The organism is Kitasatospora sp. NPDC048365 (genome assembly GCF_043200835.1).
Classification (GTDB): domain Bacteria; phylum Actinomycetota; class Actinomycetes; order Streptomycetales; family Streptomycetaceae; genus Kitasatospora; species Kitasatospora terrestris.
This window is the reverse complement of record NZ_JBICYJ010000016.1, coordinates 138,951-158,288: the sequence shown is the minus strand read 5'-3', so window position 1 is coordinate 158,288 and position 19,338 is coordinate 138,951. Positions and strand designations below refer to the sequence as shown.

14 protein-coding genes are annotated in these 19,338 nt (G+C 73.5%); 9 read left to right on the top strand and 5 right to left on the bottom strand.

Annotation, left to right across the window (positions count from 1 at the left end; translation table 11 throughout):
- Nucleotides 1-47 precede the first annotated feature (47 nt).
- The 3 genes from ACGFX4_RS18650 to ACGFX4_RS18640 form a co-directional block, all read right to left on the bottom strand.
- The gene (locus ACGFX4_RS18650; protein WP_393075235.1) at nt 48-1,811 is read right to left on the bottom strand and encodes a DEAD/DEAH box helicase; all 1,764 of its coding nucleotides are present in this window, start codon (nt 1,809-1,811) and stop codon (nt 48-50) included.
- Nucleotides 1,812-2,024: 213 nt separating this feature from the next.
- Nucleotides 2,025-2,228 carry a cold-shock protein gene (locus tag ACGFX4_RS18645; RefSeq protein WP_345696490.1) on the bottom strand — a complete coding sequence of 68 codons (204 nt, stop codon included), beginning with the start codon at nt 2,226-2,228 and terminating at the stop codon, nt 2,025-2,027.
- 313 nt (nt 2,229-2,541) lie between these two features.
- A complete protein-coding gene (locus tag ACGFX4_RS18640; RefSeq protein ID WP_393075231.1) occupies nt 2,542-4,704 on the bottom strand; it encodes an MMPL family transporter in 2,163 nt (720 codons plus the stop codon).
- Between the two features lie 440 nt (nt 4,705-5,144).
- Here ACGFX4_RS18640 and ACGFX4_RS18635 point away from each other — a divergent pair, with 440 nt between their 5' ends.
- From ACGFX4_RS18635 to ACGFX4_RS18625, 3 genes are all read left to right on the top strand, one after another.
- Nucleotides 5,145-7,343, top strand: coding sequence for an MMPL family transporter (locus tag ACGFX4_RS18635; protein WP_393075313.1), 2,199 nt, complete (start codon nt 5,145-5,147; stop codon nt 7,341-7,343).
- 66 nt (nt 7,344-7,409) lie between these two features.
- Nucleotides 7,410-8,336, top strand: coding sequence for a phosphotransferase enzyme family protein (locus tag ACGFX4_RS18630; RefSeq protein ID WP_393075228.1), 927 nt, complete (start codon nt 7,410-7,412; stop codon nt 8,334-8,336).
- A gap of 132 nt (nt 8,337-8,468) precedes the next feature.
- Complete coding sequence (locus ACGFX4_RS18625; protein WP_393075310.1) at nt 8,469-9,455, top strand: polysaccharide deacetylase family protein; 987 nt, start codon at nt 8,469-8,471, stop codon at nt 9,453-9,455.
- Between the two features lie 28 nt (nt 9,456-9,483).
- On the opposite strand, the gene ACGFX4_RS18620 is transcribed toward ACGFX4_RS18625, so the two are convergent.
- Nucleotides 9,484-10,203, bottom strand: a complete 720-nt coding sequence (locus ACGFX4_RS18620) for a TetR/AcrR family transcriptional regulator (RefSeq protein ID WP_393075225.1) — start codon at nt 10,201-10,203, stop codon at nt 9,484-9,486.
- Nucleotides 10,204-10,347: 144 nt separating this feature from the next.
- On the opposite strand from ACGFX4_RS18620, the gene ACGFX4_RS18615 reads away from it, so the two are divergent.
- The gene (locus ACGFX4_RS18615) at nt 10,348-11,889 is read left to right on the top strand and encodes an APC family permease (protein ID WP_393075222.1); all 1,542 of its coding nucleotides are present in this window, start codon (nt 10,348-10,350) and stop codon (nt 11,887-11,889) included.
- Complete coding sequence (locus ACGFX4_RS18610; RefSeq protein WP_393075219.1) at nt 11,886-13,523, top strand: amidohydrolase; 1,638 nt, start codon at nt 11,886-11,888, stop codon at nt 13,521-13,523. Before ACGFX4_RS18615 ends, ACGFX4_RS18610 begins: the two co-directional genes overlap by 4 nt.
- 34 nt (nt 13,524-13,557) lie before the next feature.
- Here ACGFX4_RS18610 and ACGFX4_RS18605 read toward each other — a convergent pair whose 3' ends face one another.
- Nucleotides 13,558-14,565: a LacI family DNA-binding transcriptional regulator gene (locus tag ACGFX4_RS18605; protein WP_393075216.1), complete on the bottom strand. Its 1,008-nt coding sequence runs from the start codon at nt 14,563-14,565 to the stop codon at nt 13,558-13,560.
- Nucleotides 14,566-14,755: 190 nt separating this feature from the next.
- Here ACGFX4_RS18605 and ACGFX4_RS18600 point away from each other — a divergent pair, with 190 nt between their 5' ends.
- From ACGFX4_RS18600 to ACGFX4_RS18585, 4 genes are read left to right on the top strand one after another with little or no spacing between them, the layout of a single operon-like run.
- Entirely contained in the window at nt 14,756-16,381 is a 1,626-nt protein-coding gene (locus ACGFX4_RS18600; protein ID WP_393075213.1) for an ABC transporter substrate-binding protein, read from the top strand.
- Nucleotides 16,381-17,343, top strand: a complete 963-nt coding sequence (locus tag ACGFX4_RS18595; protein WP_393075210.1) for an ABC transporter permease — start codon at nt 16,381-16,383, stop codon at nt 17,341-17,343. Before ACGFX4_RS18600 ends, ACGFX4_RS18595 begins: the two co-directional genes overlap by 1 nt.
- Nucleotides 17,340-18,209 (top strand): ABC transporter permease, encoded by an 870-nt coding sequence (locus tag ACGFX4_RS18590; protein ID WP_393075206.1) that lies wholly within the window; start codon nt 17,340-17,342, stop codon nt 18,207-18,209. Before ACGFX4_RS18595 ends, ACGFX4_RS18590 begins: the two co-directional genes overlap by 4 nt.
- Nucleotides 18,209-19,186, top strand: coding sequence for an ABC transporter ATP-binding protein (locus tag ACGFX4_RS18585; protein ID WP_393075203.1), 978 nt, complete (start codon nt 18,209-18,211; stop codon nt 19,184-19,186). The genes ACGFX4_RS18590 and ACGFX4_RS18585 overlap by 1 nt, the downstream gene beginning before the upstream one ends.
- Nucleotides 19,187-19,338: the final 152 nt, after the last annotated feature.

Here is a 19,338-nt window from a genome sequence, read left to right as displayed (position 1 = left end):
GGGACGCGAACGTCCCGACGGCCCGTCGGTTCTGCCGATCGGCGAGGTCAGTCGGACTTGCGGCGCTGACGACCCGTGCCGTAGTTGGAGCCGCTCTTCGACCCGGAGCCCGGCTTCGCCCGGCCCGAGGACTTGCCGATGAAGCCGGCCGCCATGTGCCCGCCGCCGGAGCCGGCGCCCGGACGCTGCTTGGGGCGGGGACGGCGCGGGTTGCCGCTGGCGTCCACGTCCTTGGGCAGCCCGGAGCGCTTCGCCGGCGGACGGCGCCGCGTCTGGCCCTCGGTGCGCTCGGTACGCGCGGTCTGCTCGGTGCGCTCGGTGCGCTCGGTCTGCTCCGCGCGCTCGGACCGCCGGGCCCGCTCGCCGCGGCCGCGACCACGACCGCCCTGCTCGCCGGCCGGGGCCGCCTGCGCGGCCTGCGCCGCCGGTGCCGCCGGCTGGTTCGCCGCCGGGACGGGCAGCGCGACCGGGACGCCGGTGGGAGTGCGCGCGCCGGTGATCCGCTTCAGCTCGGTGTCGGCCGGGCGCACCTTGGTGACCGTCGGCCGGATCCCGGCGACCGTCATCAGCCGGTTGACCTCGCGGCGCTGCTCGGGCAGCACCAGGGTGACCACGGTGCCGGACTCGCCGGCGCGCGCGGTGCGGCCGCCGCGGTGCAGGTAGTCCTTGTGGTCGATCGGCGGGTCCACGTTGACGACCAGGTCCAGGCCGTCGATGTGGATGCCGCGCGCGGCAACGTTGGTCGCGATCAGCGCGGTGACGTGACCGTCGCGGAACTGGTCGAGGACCCGGTTGCGCTGCGGCTGCGACTTGCCGCCGTGCAGCGCCGCGGCCATCACGCCGTTCGCCCGCAGCTGCTTGGCGAGCCGGTCGGCGCCGTGCTTGGTGTGGACGAACATGATCACCCGGCCCTCGCGGGCGGCGATCCGGGTGGTCGCCTCGGCCTTGTCGGCCGGCTCCAGCTGGAGCACGTGGTGGTCCATCGTGGTGACCGCGCCCGCCGACGGGTCGACCGAGTGGGTGACCGGGTCGGCCAGGAAGCGGTTGACCAGGCGGTCGACGTTGCGGTCCAGGGTGGCGGAGAACAGCATCCGCTGCCCGCCCTCGGCGACCTGCTCCAGCAGCTTGACGACCTGCGGCAGGAAGCCCATGTCGGCCATCTGGTCGGCCTCGTCGAGCACCGTGATGGTGACGTCGTCGAGGTACACGTCGCCGCGGCCGATCAGGTCGTCCAGCCGGCCGGGGGTGGCGACCAGCACCTCGGTGCCGCGCCGGACCTGGTTGGCCTGCCGGGTGATCGACATACCGCCGACCACGGTGGTGATCCGCAGGTTGAGCGCGGTCGCGAACGGGGTCAGCGCCTCGGTCACCTGCTGCGCCAGCTCACGGGTGGGCACCAGCACCAGGGCCAGCGGGCGGCGCGAGTCGGCGCGGCGGCCCGCGGTGCGGACCAGCAGCGGAATGCCGAAGGCGAGGGTCTTGCCCGAGCCGGTGCGCCCGCGGCCGAGGACGTCCCGGCCGGCCAGCGAGTCCGGCAGCGTGGCGGCCTGGATCGGGAAGGGCTCGGTGACGCCCTGCGCGGCGAGCGCGGAGAGCAGGCCCTTCGGCAGCTCCAGCTCGGCGAACGACGCCGCCGGCGGACGCGCCGGAGTGCCCTCGACGGGCGTGAAGTCCTCGGCCGGCCGGGCCTGGACGGTACGCGGGCCACGCGTCCGGTTCGCCGGACGGGCCCCCGAGGCACCGCGCGGCGCGGAGCCGTTGCGGGGCGGGCGGGCGGATCGGTTGCGCGGCGGGCGTGCCTGGTCGGTCATGCTGCTCCAAGTCCTGGTGGGCCGTGGGCCACGGTGCGGTACGGACGGTGCGGGATGCGCGGTGCGGTACCGGTGGCGATGAAGTCGGCCGTATCAGGAGTGGAAAGTCGCGCGGGCGCCGCCCCGGCCGTCCGGCGGCATGGGCGAGGGCCCGCACCCTGCAGGTTGCGGGCCCTCGCTGCGCGACTGTTGAGTCTGCTCGAAGAGCGAGTCTCAGATGGCGCGGATGTTCTCGGCCTGCGGGCCCTTCTGGCCCTGCGTGACGTCGAACTCGACCTTCTGGCCCTCGACGAGCTCACGGAAGCCGTTGGCCTGGATGTTCGAGTAGTGGGCGAACACGTCGGCGCCGCCACCATCCTGCTCGATGAAGCCGTAGCCCTTTTCGCTGTTGAACCACTTCACGGTGCCGGTAGCCATAACCGTCTCCACTTTCACTGGGGCGTCAGGGCCCACACCTCGTGGACCCCAAGTAGCCGCGATCCCCATCCGGAGAGAACACCGGACAAAACAAATGCGCCTGTTGGTTGGAACCAGCAGGCGCACACATACGTTCATGGGAACCAATACTGCAACTGCTTCGACTCTAGCACGACGGCCGGTCGATGCGACGGGAAAAGTTCCCCTGGTCACACCACGTTTGCCGGGCGCGGGAGGGGGGGGGGGGGGGGGGGGGGGGGCGGGGCGGGCCCCCCCCCCCCCCCCCCCCCCCCCTCTCCGCAGTGCCCTGCCGTCAGTGCCGGCCGGCGGTCTCCGGCTCGCGCTCACCGAGCGGGGCGACCGAAGCCCCGTGGCCGCCGGCGGTGGCCGTGCCCGGCCACCAGGCCCAGCGCCCGAACAGGGCGGTCAGCGCCGGGGTGAAGAAGAGCGACATCACGAACGCCGAGACCACGATGCCGAAGGCGACCGAGAAGCCGATCTGACTGAACAGCGAGTTACCCGCGAGCAGCATGGTGCCGAAGGTGGCCGCCAGGATGAAGCCGGCCGCCGCGACGGTCGGACCGCCGTGCTTGATCGCCTGGGCTGCCGCGGTCCGGGCATCCTTGCCCTCGGCGACCTCCTCGCGGAGGCGGGCGATCATCAGGATGTTGTAGTCGGTGCCGATCGCCACCACGAACAGGTAGATGAACATCGGCAGCATGAACATCAGCCCGGCCTCGCCCTGCACCTGCTGGAAGAGCAGGCTGGTGGCGCCGATCGTGGCGCCGAAGCCGAGGCCGACCGCCGCCATCAGGTACCAGGGGGCGACCACGCTGCGCAGCAGCAGGCCGAGGATGACCATGATCAGGACGGCCGCGACCGGGAAAACCAGCGAGTAGTCGCGGGCCATCGCCGTGTTGATGTCCTTGAAGATCGCGCTCTGGCCGCCGACCAGGGCCTCGGTGCCCTGCGGCGCGGCGTCCTTCGCGGTGGCGCGCAGCTTGCCGACGGTGTCGATGGCCTTGTTGGTGGCCGGGGCGTCCTTGAGCATGACGGTGAAGTCGGCGGTGGTGCCGTCGCCGTTCAGCTTGGGTTCCGGGGCGACCTGGGCGACGCCTGGGACCTTGCCGAGGGCCTGGGCGTAGCCGCTCAGCGCAGCGCTGTCGAGCTTGCCGTTCTTGCCGGTCAGGTAGACGTGGCTGGGGTCGGAGGCGCCGGCCGAGAAGCCCTTGGTCAGGGTGTCGGTGACGACCATCGACTCCTTGTCCTTCGGCATGGAGCCGGCGGCCAGGTCGAAGGAGCCCTTGTAGCCGAAGGCCGCCAGCGAGAGCAGCACCATCAGCGCGCCGGACAGGATCGCGGTCATGGCGGGGCGGCGGCCGACGGTGCGGCCGATCGCCTCGAAGCGCGCGGACTTGGGCTCGATCTGCCAGGCCTTGGACGGCCAGAACAGCACCTTCTGCGGGATCAGCGAGAGGATCGCCGGCACCAGCGTGACCGAGGCGAGGGCGGTGACCGCGACGGCGATGGCCAGCGAGGGGCCGAGCGCCTTGAACATGCCGAGGCTGGAGAGGATCAGCACGCTGAACGCCACGATGACCGCTCCGGCGGCGGAGGCGATGGCCTCGCCGACCCGGCCGACCGCGTTGACCACGGCCTCCTTGCGGTCGTCGCCGGCCCGCAGCCGCTCGCGGTAGCGGAACATCAGGAAGAGGAAGTAGTCGGTGCCGACACCGAACAGCACCACGATCAGGATCGCCGAGACCGAGTTGTCCGCCTTGAGGCCGAAGGCCTTGGAGGCGTCGGCGATCAGGCCGTTGGCGACCATCGAGTAGACGGTGATCGAGAGGATCGGCAGCAGCGCGATGATCGGGCTGCGGAAGATGATGCCGAGGGTGAGCAGGATGATCACCACGGTGCCGATGCCGATCAGCGCGTTGGCGAGGTCGGAGGAGTCCTTCTGGTCGAGGACCTGCGCCGCCGGGCCGCCGAGCTGGATCTTCAGGTCGCTGTCGGCGCCCAGCGCCTTGGCGCCCTCACGGAGCTCCTTGGCGGTGTCCGCGGCCTCGGGCTTCTGCGCGGAGCCCTTCTCCATGGCCACCATGGCCATCGCGTAGCGGCCGTCCTGCGAGGTGGTCCGCGGGTTCACCGGGACGACCTTCTCGACCTTGTCGATGTGCTTGTCGGCGAGCCCCTGCGTGACCTTGCCCATCACGGCCTGGTCCTGCTCGGTCAGCTTGCCGCCGTCCTTGCGCTCGAAGAGCACCATGGCGGACGGGGTGAAGTCGTCCGGGAAGGCCTTCTGCTGCACCTCCATGGCCCGGATCGACTCGTAGCTCTTGGGGAGGAAGGCACTCTCGTCGGTCTGGGCGGTCAGTGTCGGCGCGGTGGCGACGATGGCGACGGCGGCCACGATCCAGGCGACGATCACCCACCATGCCCTGTTGACGACGAATTGTCCGATTCGATGGAACATGATCGAGTCCCTAACCCCTTAGCCGGTCGGCAGGTAAGTACGTGAATGCGTATCGTACGGTCTCTTACCTGCCGCCCGGCAAGTGGATAGCTCCGCGACGGGGCGCCCCCCGGGGACGGCGAACCGGGCCCCACACCATCGTCACCCGGGCCCGCCCCCGCCCACCTCGTGCTTCGGGTGGAGTCCTCTCCCCCTCAAGGTGGACTTCTGGCCGCCCTCAAGGAGGAGGGGGCAGGCTCGGCACCTAGGGGTAACCCCACCATCGAAGGTGGGGGAAAGCCCAGGGACAACTCGGTACCCAGCCGGATGTTCCGTCAGCTCGCGCTTCCGTAGCGTCTGTTGCGCAGCCGGACCGCAGCCGGCGCAAGGCTCCGGCGGCCGGGGGTGGCCGCCGCTTCTCCGTGGGGACAACTTCCGTGAAAGCAGGACTCGCCGCCACCATGGGCGCGTGGAGCGCCCGCCACCGCAAGACAGCGGTCTTCGGCTGGCTGCTCTTCGTCGTCCTCGCCGCCTACCTCGGCGGTGTGCACGGCAGCAACAAGGTGACCGACTCCGAGTCGATGCCCGGCGAGGTCGCCCGGGCCGCCAAGATCCTCGACGAGGCCGGGATCAAGTCCCCGGCCGCCGAGACCGTGCTCGTCCAGAGCTCCACCCTGACCGCCGACGACCAGGCGTTCCGCGCCGTGGTCGACCAGGTCGCCGCCGCCGTCGGCGCCACCGGGAGGACGGCCGACCTGCGCAGCCCGTACGACACGCAGGCGATCTCCGCCGACCGCCACTCCGCGCTGCTCCAGTTCACCATCACCGGGGAGGACCGGGAGAAGGCCGTCGCCAACGTGCCCGCCGTGGTCGACGCGGTGGCCGGCGTGCAGGCCGCGCACAAGGACCTGGTGGTCGAGGAGTTCGGCGAGGCCAGCGCCGGCAAGTGGTTCCAGGACCAGTTCCAGGACGACTTCGCCCGCGCCGAGTGGACGGCCGTGCCGCTCGCCCTCGGCATCCTGCTGATCGCCTTCGGCGCGCTGGTCGCCGCGGTGCTGCCGGTGGTCCTCGCGGTCACCGCGTTCGTCGCGGCGGGCGGCCTGGTCGCCCTGTCCAGCACCTTCCTGCACACCAGTGACGACGCCAGCTCGGTGATGCTGCTGGTCGGCCTCGCGGTCGGCGTCGACTACTGCCTGTTCTACCTGCGCCGCGAGCGCGAGGAGCGGGCCGCCGGCCGCAGCGCGGCGGACGCGCTGCAGATCGCCGCCGCCACCAGCGGCCGGGCCGTGCTGGTCTCCGGCATCACCGTGGTGGTCGCGATGGCCGGCATGTTCCTCACCGGCATCGCGGACTTCCAGGCGATGTCCGGCGCCACCATCATCGTGGTGGTCACCGCGGTGCTCGGCTCGCTCACCGTGCTGCCCGCCCTGCTGTCCATGCTCGGCGACCGGGTGGAGAAGGGCCGCGTCCCGTTCCTGCACCGCCTGCGCAGCGCGCAGCCCGCCGGCACCGGCGGCCGGGTGTGGAACGCGCTGCTCACCCCGGTGCTGGCCCGTCCGGTGACCGCCGCGCTGCTGGCCGGCGGCGTGCTGCTGGCGCTCGCCGCGCCGCTGCTCACCATGCACACCGCGAACCTCACCTTCCAGCAGCAGCTGCCCAAGGGCAACGCGCTGGTCGCCACCTCGCAGCGGATCGAGGCCGCCTTCCCCGGCAGCCCGGCACCGGCCACCGTGGTGGTCAAGGCGCGCGACATCGACTCCCCGGAGATGAAGGCCGCGCTGGAGCAGCTCCAGGCGAAGGCGCTGGCGAGCGGCGGGAAGATGCACGGCCCGATCACGGTCGACGTCCACGCCGAGCAGAACGTCGCCACCGTGGACATCCCGCTGAGCGGCAGCGGCAACGACGCCACCAGCACCGCCGCGCTCAAGGCCCTCCGGGAGGACGTGGTGGCGTCCACCGTCCTGAAAGTACCCGGCACCGAGGCCCCGGTCACGGGAAACACCGCGGGGTCGCACGACTTCAACCAGCAGATGTCGAACTCCATGATCCCGGTCTTCGGCTTCGTGGTCGCCTTCGCCTTCGTGCTGATGCTGATGTCGTTCCGCTCGCTCGGCATCGCGCTGACGGCGGTGGTGCTGAACCTGCTGTCGGTGGGCGCGGCGTACGGCGTGCTCTCGCTGGTCTTCCAGCACGGCTTCGGCGCGGCCCTGTTCGGCACCTCCGGGGTGGGCGCGGTGGAGTCCTGGGTGCCGCTGTTCCTCTTCGTGATCCTCTTCGGCCTGAGCATGGACTACCACGTCTTCGTGGTCTCCCGGATCAAGGAGGCGCACGACCGCGGACTGGCCACCCGCGAGGCCGTGTCGTACGGCATCCGCTCCACCGCCGGGGTGGTGACCAGCGCCGCGGTGATCATGGTCGGCGTGTTCGGGGTCTTCGGCACCCTGTCGATGCAGTCCATGAAGCAGATGGGCGTGGGCCTCGCGGTCGCCGTCCTGCTGGACGCCACCGTGATCCGCGCGGTGCTGCTGCCCGCCACCATGACCCTGCTCGGCGAGCGCAACTGGTACCTGCCGAGCTGGCTCTCCTGGCTGCCGAACCTGGACCACGGCACCCCCGAGCCGCGGCACGGCTCCGAGGAGCGGGAGCGCGTCCTGGTCTGACCCGTTCCGTCCCGATGTGCGCGGCCCGCCACCGGCCGCGCACATCGGCGTACCCGCGCTGGCACGATGGTCCCCGTGCTGGAGCGACCCTTCGACGAGATCCGGGCCCGCCACCTGCTGCGGCGGGCCTGCCGGGCGGCCGGGCTGCCCGACCCCGACGGCGCGGCGCTGCTGGCGCTCGGCGAGAACGCCGTGTTCGACCTCGGCGACCCTGCGGTGGTCGCCAAGGTGGGCCGCGTCCCGTCCGCGGGCACCTCCGGCTGCCGGGCCGCCCGCGAGCTCGCGGTGGCCCGCTGGCTGGACGGGCACGGCATCCCGGTGGTCCGCCCCCACCTGCCGGAGGCGCTCGACGCCGACGGCCACCCGGTCTCCTTCTGGCGCCGCCTGCCACCGGCCGTCCGGCCGGCCCGGGCGGCCGACCTCGCCCCGCTGCTGCGCGCCCTGCACGAGCTGCCCGACGCCCCGGACCGGCCCGCGCCGGCCTTCCCGCTGCCCCGACGCGAGCTACTCGCCCCGGTCGACCGCTGGCTCGCCGCGGCGGACGGCCACATCGACCCGGCCGACGCCGCCTTCCTGCGCGAGCGGAAGGAGAGCTTCGTCACCGCCCTCGCCGGGCTGACCCCGGTCCTGCCGCCCGGCCCGGTCCACGGCGACGCGCTCCCGCGCAACGTCCACGTCGGCCCGGACGGCCCGGTCCTGCTCGACCTGGAGACGGTCTGCGCCGACCTGCGCGAGCACGACCTGGTGGTCCTGACCCTCGCTCAGGACCGGTACGGGCTCCCGGCCGAGGAGTACGCCGCTTTCACCGCGGCGTACGGCTGGGACGTCCGGGAGTGGCCCGGATGCGCCGTGCTGCGCGGTGCCCGGGAGACCGCGAGCGCCGCCTGGGTCGCCCAGCGGACGCCCGACAACCCGGCCGCCGCAGCGGAGTTCGGTCGCCGGGTGACCTCGTTGCGTAACGCCGACCCCCACGTACGCTGGTTCGAGTTCTGACCGATTCCCAGGGTCGCCCGCGATGTGGCGTGGCGCACACCCGTACGGAACCAGCCCGTTCGTGCCCGGCGTCGTATCCGCCAGACGCCCCGTCCAAAGGCGGCCGGTACGACGTCAGGAGTCGTCACCTTGGTGATCCATCACACCCTCAACCGTCGCCGCCGCGCCCTCGGGGTCGGCCTGTCCGCCCTGCTGGCGCCCGCCCTGCTGGTCGCCTGCGGCGGCCCCGGGCACGGCTCGTCCGCCGGCGACGCCGCGGGCCGCCCCTCCGCGTCCACCTCGGCCTCGCCGTCGGCGTCGCCCTCCCCCGCCGCCTCCACCTCGACCGCGCGCTCGGCCCCGAACCCCGCCTCGCCGAGCAGCACGCCCGAGACGGACGACGCGGACCCCACCCCGACCCGGACCCCCGAGCCGCAGAGCGCCGAGCCCTCGGCGACCCGCCCGCCGGGCTCCCCGTCGGCCTCCGCGACCGCCCCCGCCACGCCGCGCCCCTCCGGACCGGCCGGCGGCGTCCCCGTGCCCGGCTCGGTGCTGCACCACACCGCCTCCGGCGGCCGCACCGTCGCGCTGACCTTCGACGACGGCCCGGGGCCGGCCACCGGCCAGGTGCTCGACCTGCTCGCCCGCTACGGCGCGCACGCCACCTTCTGCCAGGTCGGCAAGAACGTCGCCGCCGATCCGGCGATGACCCAGCGGATCCTGGCCGGCGGGCACCGGCTCTGCGACCACACCGTCGACCACCCGCAGCCGATGCACGCCCTCCCGCACGACCGGCAGGTCGCCGAGATCGCCGACGCCCGGGACACCATCGTCAGGGCCGGCGGCCCCGGCACCCAGGTCACCTGGTGGCGCGCGCCCGGCGGCGACTTCACCGCCGAGAACGTCAAGGCGGCGACCGACCTCGGCATGAAGTCGCTCGGCTGGACGGTCGACCCGCGCGACTGGTCCCGCCCCGGCGTCCCGGCGATCGTCGCCACCGTCCAGAAGGACCTGCGGCCCGGCGGCGTGGTGCTGATGCACGACGGCGGCGGCGACCGCAGCCAGACCGTCGCCGCGCTGGCGCAGCTCCTGCCGTGGCTGGTCGCCCAGGGCTACACCTTCGACTTCCCGGCGTCCTAGTCCGAACGGGACGGCCTCGGCCGGTCCGTCAACCGCCTTCCGCCGTACGGTGGTTGGCCAGGCGGGCGGCGACGGCGTCCAGCAGCAGGTCCAGCGCGAACGGGTAGCCGCTGCGTCCCATGTCGGCGACCAGCAGGCCGGCGGTGGCCGCGATGTGCGGGTGGGTCTCGGCCGTGAGGTGGGCGTAGGCGTCGGGCCACACGTCGCGGTCGGCGTTGCGGGCGGGTTCGGGGAGGGCCTGGGCCGCCGCGTCGAGGGCGGCGAAGCCCAGGGCCTGGTCGACGAAGGCGTGGTAGACCCGGACCGCCTCCCGGTCGGGGAAGCCCGCGTCGCGCAGCAGCCCGAGGATGGCCTCCACCGCCCGGGTCTCGTTCTCGCGTCCGGTGGTGCGGTGGGCGGCCAGTACCGCGGCCTGCGGGTGGGACTGGTACGCCGCGTGGATCCGCAGCCCGATCTCCCGCAGGTCGGCCCGCCAGTCGCCGGAGGGCCGCCAGCCGGCCTGGGCCTGGCCGATCAGCTCGTCGGCGACCGCGAGCAGCAGGTCGTCGGCGTTGCGGAAGTACCGGTACAGCGAGCTGGGGTCGGCGCCGAGCGCGGCGCCGAGGCGCCGCACGGTGAGCGCCTCGGTCCCGTGCTGCTCGACCAGCCGCAGGGCGGTCCCGATGATGCCCTCGCGGGTGAGGACGGTGCCCTGCCGGGTGGGGCGGCGCCGCCGGCGCCGGTCCTCGGGTACGACTCGATCGCTCATGCCTCCCGAGCTTATGACAACAGCATTGACGTGTGAAGCGGCTCACGGGTTTCATGAGCTCGCCACCGGACCGGGCGCCGCACGCCCGCCGTCCGGGGCCTCCCCCACCTGGCACTTCCTCCCCCATACCTAGGCGGTGATCCGTTGGCACCCACGGTGAAGGACTCCGGAGCCGGCCCCAGAGCGGGCCTGCACAGCTCCCAGCCGGCGATGCGCCGTTCGCTCGGCGTGGCCGGCGGCGTGGCACTCGCCGCCTCCAGTACGGCCGCCACCACCAGCGTCGGCATCGGCCTGGGCCTGATGGCCGCCGTCGTCGGCCTGCACCTGCCCGCACTGATGCTGCTGGCCTTCCTCCCGGTCCTGGCCATCGCCGGCGGCTACGGCCGGCTCGGCCGGGTCGAGCCGGACGCCGGCTCCAGCTACCGCTGGGTCGGCCGCACGCTCAACCCGTGGCTCGGCTTCCTGACCGGCTGGGTCAACACCGTCGGCACCGTCGTCTTCATGGCGTACACCACCACGGTGACCGGCTCGGCCGTCCTCCAGCTGCTCGGCCAGGCCGGCCTGCACAGCGTCGCCGGGCTCGCCCTGGACCCGGACTCCACCGTGCAGTCCACCCTGCTCGGCCTGGTGGTGCTGATCGCCGCCGCCGTGGTCGCCGTCCGCGGCCTGCACCACGCGACCCGCCTGCAGAACGTCCTGCTGGTCTTCGAGTACGCGGTGCTGCTGGCCTTCTGCGGCTACGGCCTGTTCGTCGGCGACCAGCCGTTCTCCTGGGACTGGTACAACCCGTTCGCCATCCCGTCGATGGCCGCCCTCGCCCAGGGCATGGTCCTCGCGGTGTTCTGCTACTGGGGCTTCGAGTCCGTCTTCAGCGTCGGCGAGGAGGTCCGCGACCCGCGCGACGCCTCCCGGTCCGGGTTCATCGCGCTGACCGTGATGCTGCTGCTCTTCCTGGTGGCCGGCACCGCCTTCCAGCGGGTCCTGCCGCTCGACGAGCTGGCCGACAACGGCGCCCACGGCCTGGCCTACTTCGGCGACAAGCTCGCCGACCAGCCGCTCGCCGCCCTGCCCCTGGTCGCCCTGACGTTCTCCGCCGCCGCCTCGCTGCAGGCCTCGGTCATCCCGACCGCCCGCGGCATGTACGCGATGGGCCGCGACCGCACCCTCGGCCCGGTCTGGACCCGGATCCACCCCAGGCACGGCACCCCCGCCACCGGCACCTACCTGATCACCGGCGTCGCGATCGCCCTCGCCCTGCTCTCGCTGGTCATCCCCACGGTCAACGACCTGATCTCCGCCGCCGTCAACGCGATCGGCATCGTCGTCGCCCTGTACTACGCGCTGGTCGCCATCGCCGCCGCGAAGCGCTTCCGGCACCTGCTGCGCAGCAACCCGCTGGAGGGCCTGCGCGCCGTCGTCGCACCGCTGCTCGGCGCCGCCGCCCTGCTCGGCGTCGGCGGCTACCTCGCCTGGACCTTCTGGGACTCCGCCGACCACTTCGAGCTCTCGGCCGACAACGGCTGGTTCGAGCTGCTGGTCCCGGTCCTGATGATCGCCAGCGGCCTGGTCGCCGGTGCCTGGGCCCGCTGGGTCCGCAAGGCCCCGTACTTCTCCCCCGACTACAGCCCGGCCTCCGGCACCGCCCCGGACGCCGCCCCCGCCGACGCACTGGAGCGCCAGCTATGACCAAGGCCGACCTGGTCTTCACCAACGGTCCCGTCCACACCGGCGACCCCGCCCGCACCCGGGCTACCAGCCTCGCCGTCACCGGCGAGCGGATCACCGCCGTCGGCCACGACGAGGTCCGCGAGCTCATCGGCCCCGGCACCGAGGTCGTCGACCTGGACGGCAAGCTGCTGCTCGCCGGCTTCCAGGACGCGCACGTCCACGCGGTGTTCGGCGGCGCCGAACTCGCCCAGTGCGACCTCACCGGCACCGTCGGCGTCGACGACTACCTCGACCGGATCCGCGCCTACGCCGCCGCCCACCCCGAGCGCGCGTGGATCACCGGCAGCGGCTGGTCCATGGAGAGCTTCGACGGCGGCCTGCCCACCCGGCAGCTGCTCGACTCCGTCGTCCCCGACCGGCCCGTCTACCTCACCAACCGCGACCACCACGGCGCCTGGGCCAACAGCCGCGCCCTCGAACTCGCCGGCCTCACCCGCGACACCCCCGACCCCGCCGACGGCCGGATCGAGCGCGAGGCCGACGGCACTCCCAGCGGCGTCCTCCAGGAGGGCGCCACCGGCCTGGTCGCCCGGCTGATCCCGCCCAGCACCGCCGCCGACCGCCTGGCCGGCCTGCACCGGGCACAGCAGCTGCTGCACTCCCTCGGCATCACCGGCTGGCAGGACGCCCTGCTCGGCGTCTTCAACGGCCAGCCCGACCCCTCCGACGCGTACCACGCCGCCGCCCTCGACGGCACCCTCACCGCCCGCGTCACCGGCGCCCTCTGGTGGGACCGCGAGCGCGGCGCCGAGCAGATCGCCGAACTCGTCGAGCGCCGGGCCGCGTTGAGCACCGGGCGGTTCCGGGCCGGCTCGGTGAAGATCATGCAGGACGGCATCGCCGAGAACTTCACCGCCGCCATGACCAGCCCCTACCTGGACGGCTGCGGCTGCGCCACCGCCAACTCCGGCCTCAGCTTCGTCGATCCCGACGCGCTGCGGTCCCACGTCACCGACCTCGACGCGCTCGACTTCCAGGTGCACTTCCACGCACTCGGCGACCGCGCCGTCCGCGAGGCGCTCGACGCGATCGAGGCCGCCGTCGCCGCCAACGGCCGGCGCGGCAACCGCCACCACCTCGCCCACCTGCAGGTCGTCCACCCCGACGACATCGCGCGCTTCGCCCGGCTCGGCGCGATCGCCAACATCCAGCCGCTGTGGGCCGCCCACGAGCCGCAGATGGACGAGCTCACCATCCCGTTCCTCGGGCCCGAACGCGCCGCCTGGCAGTACCCGTTCGGCTCGCTGTACCGGGCCGGCGCCACGCTCTGCGCCGGCAGCGACTGGCCCGTCTCCAGCCCCGACCCGCTGGCCGGCATCCACGTCGCCGTCAACCGGATGGAACCCGACGCGACCGACGGCCGGGTCTTCCTCCCCGAGCAGCGCCTCGCCCTCACCAGCGCGATCGCCGCCTACACCGCCGGGTCCGCCCACATCAACGGCCACCCCGACGCCGGCACCCTCCAGCCCGGCCACCTCGCCGACCTGGTCGTCCTCGACCAGGACATCCTCACGGCCGACCCCCTCACCATCGCCGACACCAAGGTGGAACGCACGTACGTCGGCGGCCAGTTGGTCTACAACAGGAACTAGACCCGCAACCCGCGCCCCGCCAGGGGCGGCGCGCTCAGCGCAGCGAACTCGCCCGCACGGTCAGCTCCGTCCGGACCAGCCGTCCCGTCGGCGCGGGGTCGCCGCTCTCCAGGGCGGCGACCAGCAGCTCCACCCCCGCCTCGGCGACCTGGGTGGGCCGGAGGCCGAGCGTGCTGACCGGCGGGTCGGCGTGCTCGGCCGTGCCGTCCTCGCCGGCGCACACCACCAGCAGGTCCCGCGGCACCGCCAGCCCGTGCCGCCGCGCGGCGTCGAGCACCAGCGGCGGCGCCACCTCCGCGACCACGAACAGCGCGTCCGCCCCACCCCTCAGCGCCTGTTCGACGGCGGCGATCACCGCCCCGTTCCCGGGCCGCTCCGCCAGCACCGACCGTTCCTCCACCCCCTGCTCCTCGCACCAGGACCGGTACGCCTCCCCCGACTCGCGGTGGAACCGGGTCCGCGCATCCTGCGACACGAAGGCGGTCCGCCGCGCCCCCTGCTCCCGCAGGTGGTCGAGGACTCCTCGGACCGCCTCGACCGTGTCGATGTCCACCCAGTGCGCGCCTTCGCGCCCTTCCACGGACCGGTCCGTGAAGAGCGGGATCCGCGCCTGCAGGAAGTCCTCCACCAGCGGGTCGTCGATCAGCGGGTCGGCGACGATCGCCGCGTCCAGCGGCAGGTCGTTCCACTCGTCGGGCGTCGCGCCGCTGGGCAGCAGCACCAGTGCGTAGCCGTGTTCCAGGGCCGCGGTCGCCGTGGCGCTGGTGAGCTGCGCGAAGTAGGGCGATTCCATGTACGACCCGGCCCCGGCCGGGTATTCGCCGACCGCGAAGCCGATCAGCCGCGCGTGACCCGCGCGGAGCAGCCGGGCGGTGGCGTTGGGCCGGTAGCCGAGCGCGCGGGCGGCTTCGCGGGCGCGTTCCCGGACAGCGGGTGAGAGCCGGCCGGTGCCGTTGAGGGCGGCGGAGACGGTGGTCTTGGACAGGCCGGCCTCGCGGGCCACGTCGACGAGCCGGATCCGGGGGCGCGGGGTGTCGGTCATGCACCGAATGCTGCCAGCCCGGCCTGCCCGCCGTCACCCCTCCTCCGGCGCCCTCGCCACCTTTGCAAAACCGTTCCCGCAAACCGTGCCGCACCCCCTTGTGCGGGAACGTTCCCGCATCAATACTCCTCAGCACTTCCCCCGCACGCTCCCCAGCACCCCGCCAACCCCTGAAAGGGGTGGACCCGCCATGCGCGTCCCCAGACCGGCCGCCCTGCTGGCCGCCACCGCTCTGGTCCTCGCCACCGCCGCCTGCTCCGGCGCGACCAGGCCGACGGCCACCGACACGGCGTACACCTCCGCGCCCGACACCCCGCCCGCCAAGGGGCCGATCGCGTCGTTCACCTGGTCGCTGTACGCGGAGCCGTACTCGCTCGACTACACGCAGGCCTTCGACTACCCGCCGAACACCGTGCTGGCGAACGTCTGCGAGCAACTGTTCCGGGTCACCCCGGACCTGAGGATCGAGCCGTCGCTCGCCCTGAAGTCCACCAACCCGGACCCGCTGACCTGGGTGTACACCCTGCGCGAGGGCGTGAAGTTCCACGACGGCGCGACGATGACCGCCGACGACGTGGTGGCGAGCCTGCAGCGGCACCTCGACCCGGCGACCGGTTCGACCTGGGGGTCGGCGTTCAAGAACGTCTCCTCGATCGAGAAGACCGGCCCGCTGGAGGTGACCATCCACCTCACCAAGCCGGACGTGCTGCTGAACGAGCTGCTCGCCGCCTCCCCCGGCACCATCGAGTCGGCGGCCTACCTGGCCAAGGCGGGCAAGGACTACGGCTCCCCGCAGGGCGGGGTGGACTGCACCGGCCCGTACGCGATCGACAGCTGGGCGCAGGGCGAGAGCCTGACCCTGAAGAAGAATCCCGCCTACTGGGACGCCGAGCTCGCGCCCAAGGCCGACAGCGTGAAGTTCGTCTTCATCAACGACCCGACGGCCCGGGCCAACGCCTGGCTGTCGGGCACCGTCGACGGCGGCTACATGGTCCCGACCTCCTCGCTGGCGCAGCTGCGCTCGACCGGCCAGGGCAAGCTGTACTTCGGCCCGAACACCGCCGCCGGCGAGCTCGCGGTGCTCGACTTCAAGGGCACCCTCGCCGACCTGAAGGTCCGCCGGGCGCTCTCCATGGCGCTGGACCGCGCCTCGATGGTCAAGGCCGCGGTCGGCGGGATCGGCACCCCGGCCAAGGCGCCGTCCGCCCGCGCCGCGTGGGCGACCGCCCCGGACCGGACCGAGGGCTACTTCGCCGCGCTCCCCGAGCCGAAGTACGACCTGGAGGCCGCCAAGAAGCTGGTCCAGGAGGCCGGCGCGAACGGCAAGAAGGTGGTGCTGGCGACCAGTTCGCTGGCGCCCGAGATCAGCGTGGTCGCCAACGCGGTGCAGGCGGCGGGCCGGCAGATCGGCCTGGACGTGGAGCTGAAGCCGGTCGCGCCGGACCAGTACACCTCGCTGTTCACCGACCCGAACGCCCGGGCCGGGCTGGACCTGGTGATCACCAACGGCTACACCAACAGCCCGGACCCGCTGGAGTTCTACCAGTCGTTCCACACCGGCGACTTCGCCAACTACGGCAACTGGTCCGACCCCGAGTTCGACAAGCTCTTCGACCGCGCGGTGGCCGCCGCCGACCCGGCCGCCCGGGCCGACCTGACCGCCGAGCTGCAGAAGATCGCGGTCCGCGAACTGGTCGCCATCCCGCTCTACGAGTCGCCGTACACCGTCTTCCTCGGCTCCAGGATCGCCGGTGCCACGGCGAGCATCTCGTCGCTGTACTACCCGTGGGCCGCGACGATCGGCGCCGCGCACTGATGGCCCGTTACCTCCTCGGCCGGCTCCTCGGGTTGGCGGGGGTGCTGCTGGCGACCTCGTTCCTGGTCTTCAGCGCCGTGCACCTCGCCCCCGGGGATCCGGTGGCCTTCCTGCTCAACGGGCGCCCGGCCTCGCCCGCCACGGTGGCCGCGCTGCGCGCCCAGTACCACCTGGACGACCCGTTCCTCACCCAGTACCTGAAGTGGCTCGGCGGCGTGCTGCACGGCGACTTCGGCCGCTCGGTGCAGTTCCGCCAGGACGTCGGCGCGCTGATCGGCGCCCGGCTGCCCGGCACCCTGCTGCTGGTCGGATACGCGGCGCTGCTGGTCACCGTCGGCGGCGTGCTGCTCGGCGTGCTGGCGGCGCTGCGCCCCGGCCCGCTGGACCGCGCGGTGCTGATCGGCACCGGGGTGGCCACCGCCACGCCGCCGTTCGTCTCCGCGATCGCCCTGGTCTCGCTGTTCTCGGTGCAGTTGGGGTGGTTCCCCGGCCCGGGCTCGACCGGCAGCGGCCTCGGCGGCCGGCTGTACCACCTGACGCTGCCCGCGTTCGCGCTGGCCGTCACCCTGGCCGGCCTGCTGGCCCGGGTGACCCGCTCCGCGATGCTCGACGAACTGGGCCGCGAGCACGTCGAGGTGTCGCGCTCCCGCGGCGTCGCGGGCCGCGCGGTGGTCCGCCGGCACGTGCTGCGCAACGCGCTCGGCCCGATCGTCACGGTCGGCGGCACCATGCTGGCCGGCCTGCTGGTCTCCACCTCGATCGTGGAGACCGCGTTCAACGTCACGGGGGTGGGCCAACTGCTGGTCCAGTCGGTCTCGGTGAAGGACTTCCCGGTGGTGCAGGCGGTCACCCTGCTGGTGGTCGCCGCGTTCGCGGTGGTCAACCTGGCCGTGGACCTGCTCGCCCCGCTGATCGACCCCCGGCTCACCCTGCGCCGCGGGGCGAAGGGAGGTACCGGATGACCGCCACCGCGCTGCCCGAACTGCGCCGCCGGCCCGGCCAACGGGCCCTGGCACTGCTCGGCGGGGGGCCGCTGTTCACCGCCGCCGTGCTCGTGCTGCTCGCCCTCGTGCTGGTCGCGCTCTGCGCGCCGCTGCTCGCCCCGGCCGACCCGGAGGCGCTCGACCTCGGCGCCTCCCTGGTCGGCAGCAGCGCCGACCACCTGCTCGGCACCGACCAGTCCGGCCGCGACATCCTCTCCCGGCTGCTGTACGGCGCCCGGACCGGCCTGCTCGGCCCGCTGCTGGTGGTCGGCCTGTCCACGCTGCTCGGCACCCTGCTCGGGGTGCTGGCCGGCTGGCGCGGCGGCTGGGCGGACGCCCTGCTCTCGCGCACCATGGACCTGGTCTTCTCCTTCCCCGGCCTGCTGCTGGCGATCATGTTCGTGGCGGTGTTCGGCTCCGGGATGACCGCGCCGGTGATCGCCATGTCGGTGGCCTACACCCCGTACGTGGGACGCCTGGTGCGCGGCATCGCCCGGCAGGAGAAGGCCCGCCCGTACCTGGAGTCGTACCTGGTCCAGGGCTGGTCCGGCTGGACGATCTGCCTGCGGCACCTGCTGCCCAACATCGCGCCGACGGTCTTCGCCCAGTGCGCGATGAACTTCGGCTACGCGCTGATGGACCTCGCCGCGCTCTCCTTCCTCGGCTTCGGCGTGCAGCCGCCCGCCGCGGACTGGGGCGCGATGATCAACGAAGGGCAGTCGGCGCTCCAGCAGGGCGCGATGCTGCCCGCGCTCGCACCGTCCGCGTGCATCGTGCTCGCCGTGGTGGCGTTCGGCATCGTCGGCGAGGGCCTCGCCGACCGGGTGGCAAGGCGGGAGCGGTGATGACCGACCAGCAGAACATCCTGGAGATCGACGGACTCACCGTCCGGCTCCCCGAGGGCCGGGCCGCCCGGCCGATCCTGGACGGGGTCACCCTGCACGTCCGGCCCGGCGAGACGGTCGGCCTGGTCGGCGAGTCCGGCTCCGGCAAGTCGGTGGCCTGCCGCAGCGTCCTCGGTCTGCTCCCCGAGGGCGCCCGCGCCGAGGGGCGGATCCGGGTCGGCGGGCGCGAGGTGCTCGACCTCGGCCCCGCCGGGCTGCGCGACCTGCGCGCCCGCCGGGTCGCCATGGTCTTCCAGGACCCGCGCGCCTCGATCAACCCGCTGCGCCGGGTCGGCGACTTCCTCACCGAGGGCCTGCGTGCCGCCGGGACGCCCGCCGCCGAGGCCGCCGTCCGGGCCGAGGAACTGCTCGACGCGGTCGGCATCCGCGACCCGCACGGCGCGCTGCGCCGCTACCCGCACCAGTTCTCCGGCGGCATGCTGCAGCGCGTGGTGATCGCCGCCGCGCTCGCCGGGCAGCCCGAACTGCTGCTCGCCGACGAGCCCACCACCGCACTGGACGTCACCACCCAGGCCGAGGTGATCGCCATCCTCACCCGGCTGCAGGCCGACCGCGGCACCGGCATGCTCTTCGTCACCCACGACCTGGAGCTCGCCTCCGCCGTCTGCGACCGGATCTACGTGATGTACGCCGGCCGTATCGTCGAGGAGCGCGCCGTCACCGAGCTCTTCGCCCGGCCCCGGCACCCGTACACCGCCGGACTGCTCGCCTGCACGCCGCGGCTGGAGCCCGGCGCCGCCCCGCCCCGGCCGATCCCCGGCCGCCCGGTCTCGCTCGCCGAGGCCCCGGCCGGCTGCGCCTTCGCCGCCCGCTGCGCGCACGCCGCGGACCGCTGCCGCACCGAGCCCCCCGCCCTCACCCCGCACGGCCCGGGCCTCGCCGCCTGCCACCGCGCCGACGAAGGGATCCTCCCGTGACCCGCCCCCGCCTCCGGGGCCCCCGCCACCCCGGCCCCACCCCGCCCGCCGACCGCTCCGCGCGCAGCGCGCACGACCCCGCGCCGACCCCGCCACCCAGCGGACCCGCGCGCAGCGCGCACCACTCCGGCCCCCGCCTCCCGGCCACCGCC